Source organism: Microbacterium sp. MRS-1 (genome assembly GCF_000585455.1).
GTDB lineage: Bacteria > Actinomycetota > Actinomycetes > Actinomycetales > Microbacteriaceae > Microbacterium > Microbacterium laevaniformans.
This window is the reverse complement of the sequence record NZ_JAUF01000123.1, coordinates 1-5,883: the sequence shown is the minus strand read 5'-3', so window position 1 is coordinate 5,883 and position 5,883 is coordinate 1. Positions and strand designations below refer to the sequence as shown.

9 protein-coding genes are annotated in these 5,883 nt (G+C 67.1%); 5 read left to right on the top strand and 4 right to left on the bottom strand.

Going from position 1 to position 5,883, the window contains the following annotated elements; all coding sequences use genetic code 11:
* Window positions 1-161 precede the first annotated feature (161 nt).
* Window positions 162-419 carry a DUF6458 family protein gene (locus tag AS96_RS14410; protein ID WP_036291267.1) on the top strand — a complete coding sequence of 86 codons (258 nt, stop codon included), beginning with the start codon at window positions 162-164 and terminating at the stop codon, window positions 417-419.
* A 27-nt stretch (window positions 420-446) separates the two neighbouring features.
* On the opposite strand, the gene AS96_RS14405 is transcribed toward AS96_RS14410, so the two are convergent.
* Together AS96_RS14405 and AS96_RS14400 are read right to left on the bottom strand one after the other, a co-directional pair.
* Window positions 447-1,700, bottom strand: coding sequence for an MFS transporter (locus AS96_RS14405; RefSeq protein ID WP_442921713.1), 1,254 nt, complete (start codon window positions 1,698-1,700; stop codon window positions 447-449).
* 93 nt (window positions 1,701-1,793) lie between these two features.
* On the bottom strand, window positions 1,794-2,072 hold the full coding sequence (locus AS96_RS14400) for a DUF2087 domain-containing protein (protein WP_051498915.1): 279 nt from the start codon (window positions 2,070-2,072) through the stop codon (window positions 1,794-1,796).
* Window positions 2,073-2,182: 110 nt separating this feature from the next.
* Between AS96_RS14400 and AS96_RS14395 the strand changes: the two genes are divergently transcribed.
* On the top strand, window positions 2,183-2,503 hold the full coding sequence (locus AS96_RS14395; protein WP_036291262.1) for a hypothetical protein: 321 nt from the start codon (window positions 2,183-2,185) through the stop codon (window positions 2,501-2,503).
* Between the two features lie 121 nt (window positions 2,504-2,624).
* On the opposite strand, the gene AS96_RS14390 is transcribed toward AS96_RS14395, so the two are convergent.
* Window positions 2,625-3,296, bottom strand: a complete 672-nt coding sequence (locus tag AS96_RS14390; protein WP_197017322.1) for a cation diffusion facilitator family transporter — start codon at window positions 3,294-3,296, stop codon at window positions 2,625-2,627.
* A gap of 24 nt (window positions 3,297-3,320) precedes the next feature.
* Between AS96_RS14390 and AS96_RS14385 the strand changes: the two genes are divergently transcribed.
* Together AS96_RS14385 and AS96_RS14380 are read left to right on the top strand one after the other, a co-directional pair.
* The gene (locus AS96_RS14385; protein WP_197017321.1) at window positions 3,321-3,686 is read left to right on the top strand and encodes an ArsR/SmtB family transcription factor; all 366 of its coding nucleotides are present in this window, start codon (window positions 3,321-3,323) and stop codon (window positions 3,684-3,686) included.
* The gene (locus AS96_RS14380) at window positions 3,683-4,687 is read left to right on the top strand and encodes a cation diffusion facilitator family transporter (RefSeq protein ID WP_036291260.1); all 1,005 of its coding nucleotides are present in this window, start codon (window positions 3,683-3,685) and stop codon (window positions 4,685-4,687) included. Before AS96_RS14385 ends, AS96_RS14380 begins: the two co-directional genes overlap by 4 nt.
* Window positions 4,688-4,721: 34 nt before the next feature.
* On the opposite strand, the gene AS96_RS14810 is transcribed toward AS96_RS14380, so the two are convergent.
* On the bottom strand, window positions 4,722-5,039 hold the full coding sequence (locus AS96_RS14810; protein WP_051498913.1) for a hypothetical protein: 318 nt from the start codon (window positions 5,037-5,039) through the stop codon (window positions 4,722-4,724).
* Between the two features lie 106 nt (window positions 5,040-5,145).
* Between AS96_RS14810 and AS96_RS14805 the strand changes: the two genes are divergently transcribed.
* A complete protein-coding gene (locus tag AS96_RS14805) occupies window positions 5,146-5,853 on the top strand; it encodes a hypothetical protein (RefSeq protein ID WP_155947612.1) in 708 nt (235 codons plus the stop codon).
* The last annotated feature ends 30 nt before the right edge of the window (window positions 5,854-5,883 follow it).

Below are 5,883 nucleotides of genomic sequence, written 5' to 3'. Positions count from 1 at the left end.
AACCCACATCCTGCCCGGAGGTCTTCGCCTACCTCACCCGTTCACAACCTCCCGGGGAAGTACAACTAGCCGTCGGGAGCCGAGCCTGTCAAGGGCATGGGCGAGCGTCGTGGGTTCCGCCACCATGAGGACGTCCCATCCCCGAACAAGGAGACGCACTCATGAGCATCGGAGCCGGAATCGCACTGTTCGTCATCGGAGCGATCCTCGTGTTCGCCGTCAACGTCGACGTCCCCTACGTGAACCTCGACATGATCGGCTACATCCTGATGGGCGCGGGCGTGCTCATCTTCGTCATCGGACTCGTCCTCATGCTGCGACGTCGCTCCACGCAGCAGGTCACGCGGACCGTCGAGCCCGGTGTGGGCGAGCGGATCACGCAGACCGAGTCCCGCACCTCGGGCGACGGAACGGTCTGATTCCCGCGCGCCGGCCGCGCACGCCGATCACTCGGCGCGCGGTCGGCGCGGCGGGTCCATCCCCAGCAGGACCCGCGTCTTGCGCCGCTCGATCACGATGAATGTCCAGCCGAGCGCCCAGAGCGGAACCTGTGCGAGGAACGCCAACCGAAACGCATCGAGTCGGTAGGTCTCCGGCGTGCCGGCGCCCTGTAGGTCGAGGGCGATCCCGATCGCGAAGATCGCGACCAGCGCGGCGAGGAAGCCGCCGACGTTCGTGATTCCCGTCGCGGTGCTCAGGCGGTGGGCGGGGTTGTGGGTGCGCGCGTGATCGAAAGCGATCATCGAGGCGGGTCCACCCATCGCCAGCGACACGGCGAGCCCGTACAGCAGCCACAGCGGCGCAGGCCCGGGCCACGCGATCACCACTGTCCACGCGACGAACTGGGTGCCCACGGCCGGAAGCACCAGCGCCCGCGAGCGCAGGTGGGGAATGCGGCGAGAGATGTCGCCCATGACCGGTCCGAGGGCCATTCCCACCACGACATAGGTCGACAGCACGCCCGCGGCTTGCGCGAGGCTGAGTCCCTCGCCGGCGGTGAGGAACGGCGTTCCCCAGAGCAGCACGAACGCGGTGCCGGCGAACGGCGCCGTGAAGTGCGACCAGAACGCGAGGCGGGTTCCCGGGTGCGCCCAGGCGGCGCGGATGCCGACGCCGGTGTCCATCGACGAACGCACGACCCGGATCGCGCCGGTGTTCGTGTCGACGGAGACGTCCGCTCGCAGCTGGGGCGGGTGGTTGCGGATCACCGCCCACACCAGGATGCCGAACAACACACAGAGTCCGGCGATGCCGCCGAACACGATCTCCCAGCTGGTCGCATGGAGCATCGCCGCGAGCGGGGCCAGCGCCAGGAGCTGTCCGGCTTGGCCGACGAGACCCGTCAGCTGACTCATCAGCGGACCGCGCTGCGCGGGGAACCACACGGCGACCAGACGGAGCACGCCGGGGAAGACCGCGGCGTCCCCGGCACCCAGCAGCATGCGGGCGAAGATCGCGACGCCGACGCTGGGGGAGAAGGCGAGGGTGAGCTGCCCGGCTGCCATCAGCAGCATCCCGATGGTCATGATGGGGCGGGCGCCGTAGCGGTCGAGGAAGAGCCCGATCGGAATCTGCATGCCGCCGTAGACGGCCAGCTGGACGACGGCGAACATCGACAGCGTCGCGGCATCCGCTCCGAAGCGCTGGGCGGTATCGACCCCCACGGCCGAGAGCGAGCTGCGATTGATCACCGCGAGCATGTAGGCAGCGACACCGACTCCCCAGATGATCCATGCCCGGTAGTCCGGTCCGGCTGACGCAGGAGAGGGGCGGGTCGTAGTCACCCCTCCACGCTACTCGTGCGTTCGCACGTGTTCGGACCCGGATGCCGTGCGGCGAAGGAGCCCGTGATCGACCAGGTAACGCCGAAGCACGGCGACGTCGCCGTTCGGCGCGTCTGGCTCTAGCTGCTCGTTGACGTCGCGCTCGCGCAGGACGGTGTCGGGGGAGAAGGCGCGCCCGGCGACGTGCCGCAGGACCGCGAGACGACCAGCGGCCTGTGCGGGGTAGCGATCGATGCGGCCGTCGCTGTCGAGGAAGCGCTCAGGACCGCGCGGGCGCGGAGACGACACCCAGCGCCTGCAATCGTCGTAGAGCGCGCGCACGCCGCCGCGCGGTGAGGGGAGCGGATGCCGTCTCGCCCAGAACCGCGCGCACATCGTCGTCGCGCTTCGCTCTCACGGTGCACCACTTCTTCGCCGGCGGCGCGGTACTCTTCGCGGCGGCGCTCGCGCTCATCTTTGGCTCCGCGATGTCATACGACGGGATACTGAGCTTGATCGGGTGGCCTATTCTGGCGCTCATCGTTGCGGTGGTATCAATCATCGCAGCCATGGTGCTCGGACTCCCGATCCGCCTCATACCCAGCCTCCGGTCGTGGTGGCGATCGCACGGCTACCTCGCGCGCGGCCCCGATGGGTGGGCACTGCTCGCAGCGTGGTCCATCTTCTCGATCTCGGTCGCGCACGTCGTGTGGCCCACCCGCGGCGCACGCATCGGGTGATCCTCATAGTGGTGTGGGTGCGTATTGCTGAGCGGCGTATTCTCCCTCGGTGGTTCGCCGACAGCTGTCGAGTGGGGGAAGCATCTCGGGCTGTCGGGCTGGAGACTTCATCGCGCTTGCGTCAGCCGTCGTCGAAGTCGACGTCCTTGCCGCGCAGGGCCGCGATGGCCTTGCTGATCAATCGGACGGCTGCGACTGCGATGAGCGCGGAGACTGCGAGGGCGAGGATCGGGTCGAGCCAGTAGAGCCCATCGGTGGCGAGGATGATCAGGCCGGCGATGACGATCGCGGCCGCGATTGCGGCATCAGCGAGGGCGTCGAGGAGCACGGAGCGCATGTGTAGGTCCTCATTGCCGGCAGAGAAGCCAAGTACGAACGCGCCGGTCAACATCACGACGAGCGTGATCAGCGCGACGATCACGACGGGCAGTCCCTCGATCGGCGGGGACCCTTCGCGCAACCGCGAAACCGCCTCAAAGACCACCGCGACGGTGACCACGAGGAGCAGGGTTGCGTTGATCAGCGCGGCGATCGCGATCGGTCGGTGCGCGTGCGGGTGATTCGGGTCCCGGTCGCGCAGAGCGATCGCGATGAGGCCGAGGATCAGGGCGAGGCAGTCTGCGATGGTGTCGCCAGCGGCGGCGAGCACGCTCACCGAGTTCGCGACCACCCCGACGATCACGAGGCCGAGGATGAGTGCCGCGTTGAGGCAGAGCACGATCGTCACTCGGCGACGCTGGCTCCAGCGCGGTGTTCGTGTGGCCGCGGTGGTGGGGTTGGTCTTGTCGCTCACGGAACCAGCGTAATGTATCTGCGTATGAGTGCAGATAAGCAGCAGTGTGGGTATTCGACCGAGAGCCCGTATGTGGAGCTCGCGGTTGAGGTGTTCGCGATGCTCGCTGACGCGACCCGCGTGAGGGTCATCCTCGCGCTGCAGGAGGCTGGCGAACTGTCCGTGAACCATCTCGCCGACATGGTCGACAAGTCGCCGACTGCGGTGTCCCAGCACCTGGCGAAGCTGCGTCTGGCCCGGATCGTCTCGACCCGCCAGGAGGGGCAGCGGGTGTTTTACCGGCTCGAGAACGAGCACGCGTCCCGTCTCGTGGCCGATGCGATCTTCCAGGCCGAGCATTCCCTCGGCGGGCCCCCCCGTCACCACCACCTCGATCAGGATGCCCGATGAGCCACCCGCACGATCATCTCGCTCACGGCCACGACCACAGCGCTCACGATCATGACCACGACCACGACCACGACCACGACCAACCGACCGGGTTCAAGGGCTTTCTGTATGGGCTGTTTGTGCCGCATACCCATGACGCGGCGGACTCGATCGATGATGCGATGGAGGCCAGTCACGAGGGCGTGCGCGCTCTGATCATCAGCATGGTGATCCTGCTCGTCACGACGATCCTGCAGGCGGTGGTGTTCTTCCTCAGCGGGTCGGTGGCCTTGCTGGCAGACACGGTGCATAACTTCTCTGACGCGCTCACCGCGATCCCGCTGTGGGTCGCGTTCGTCCTCGGCCGCCGCGTTGCGACACGCCGATACACGTATGGGTTCGGCCGTGCCGAGGACCTCGCGGGCTTGTTCATCGTCTTCGTGGTGCTGCTGTCCGCGGTGGTCGCGGCCTGGCAATCTGTCGACCGGTTGCTGCATCCGCAGCCGCTGCAGAACGTGTGGTGGGTGATCGCCGCGGGCATTATCGGCTTCGCGGGAAATGAGGCCGTCGCGATCTATCGGATCCGCATCGGCCGTCGAATCGGCTCCGCGGCTCTTGTCGCTGACGGGGTCCATGCTCGAACCGATGGGTTCACGTCCCTCGCGGTCGTGATCGGCGGGGTCGGGGTCCTGCTCGGGTTCCCGCTCGCCGATCCGATCGTCGGCATCGTCATCTCGATTGCGATCTTCATTCTGCTGCTCGGAACGATCCGCTCCATCGGGCGCCGTCTCATGGACGCGATCGAACCCGATCTCCTTGACCGCGCAGAGCACGCCTTGGAGCATGTCGACGGCATCGAACGCGTGGAGCGGGTTCGGCTGCGTTGGGTCGGCCACCGTCTCGAAGGCGACGCGATCATCACTGCGGTTGCCGAGCATGCCGATGTCCGCGAGCAGGCCGAGGCGAGCATTCACGCGCATCTGCCTAACGTCGATGAGTTCCTCATCAGCGTCCGTTATTGATCGCGGGCCAGGCGGTGGGCCGCTTGCGTGAGGCTTAGGCGGTTGGTGAATGGGCGTAGGGGCAGTCAGCGAGGCAGCATCCGTAGATTCGGTCGTCGGGTGCGCCCATGTCGGCTTCGTCGGTGCAAGAGCAGTCGGGGCATGCGCACGGCCGGGCTGCTTTATGGTTGCGTGCGTTGGTGAGGTAGTCGATGAACTGGGCGCCGGCGTTGCGGCGATGTTGCTCTGTGACCGTGTAGCTGTAGTTGAACGAGTCTGCGACGATGGGTGCGGGCATCTGGAGGACGAGCTCGCGGAGGGCGGCGTTCTTGGTGCCGCGGAGATCGATGCCGGCGTCGCGGAGCAGGCTCATCAGCGTGCCCTGGTGGATGGGCTGGCCGGGGCGGCCACCGGGGAAGAGCCAGCGGTTGTCTCGGTGGGCTGCGGTGTTTCAGGTTGGGGAGGTCCTCGATGCGCGCGTGGACGACGCTCGCGAAGGGCTCGGGGATGCGCAGGTGCTCGGCGGCGAACCGGATGGTGATCCCGTGGCCGTCGATGCGGAGCTGATCGAGCTGCATGCGCGCGATCCGCGCCAATGGTTGCCCGTGGATCAGGAGCAGCAGTGCTGCAGTGCGCTCGAGCGGGCGCAGGGATGTTGCGGGGACGAGGAGCTGCTGGATGTGCGCGAGGCGCTGTTGTTGGGTGATGACAGGGGTGGTCTTCGCGAGCCGGTAGGGGATCTCGATGACGGGGAGGTGGCCATGTTTCATGGCCCAGCGGATGAATCCGCGGGCCAGGCTTCGTGTGGTGGGGCCGCCGGTGAGCCAGCCGTCGATGTGCGCTTGCCGACAGCCCGCCGGGGTGGTGTGTTGCGCGCGGAGGTAGGCGAGGAACTCGAGCGCGACGGTGGTGGATTGTTTAGCGGAGAGGAACGTGCCTTTCTTCAGCTGGCCGGTCTCGGCGAGATAGTTCATGCGGTTGAGGTGGACCCAGCGGCCATATTGGATGATCAATCGTGCATCGTCCGGGTGCGCGAGCGCGGCCTTCCGTGCCAGCCAGGCTTGGAACCTTTCGATGTCGAGATGGACGGGGGAGAGGATCCCGTGCTCGATGCAGAGCTCGCGGAGGAACCCCACTCGGCTCGGGGCGGGATTGTTAAGACGGGGCTTCGGGTAGCGCGGATGTAACGATCTGGTAGCACGCGCGCGGGGACACGG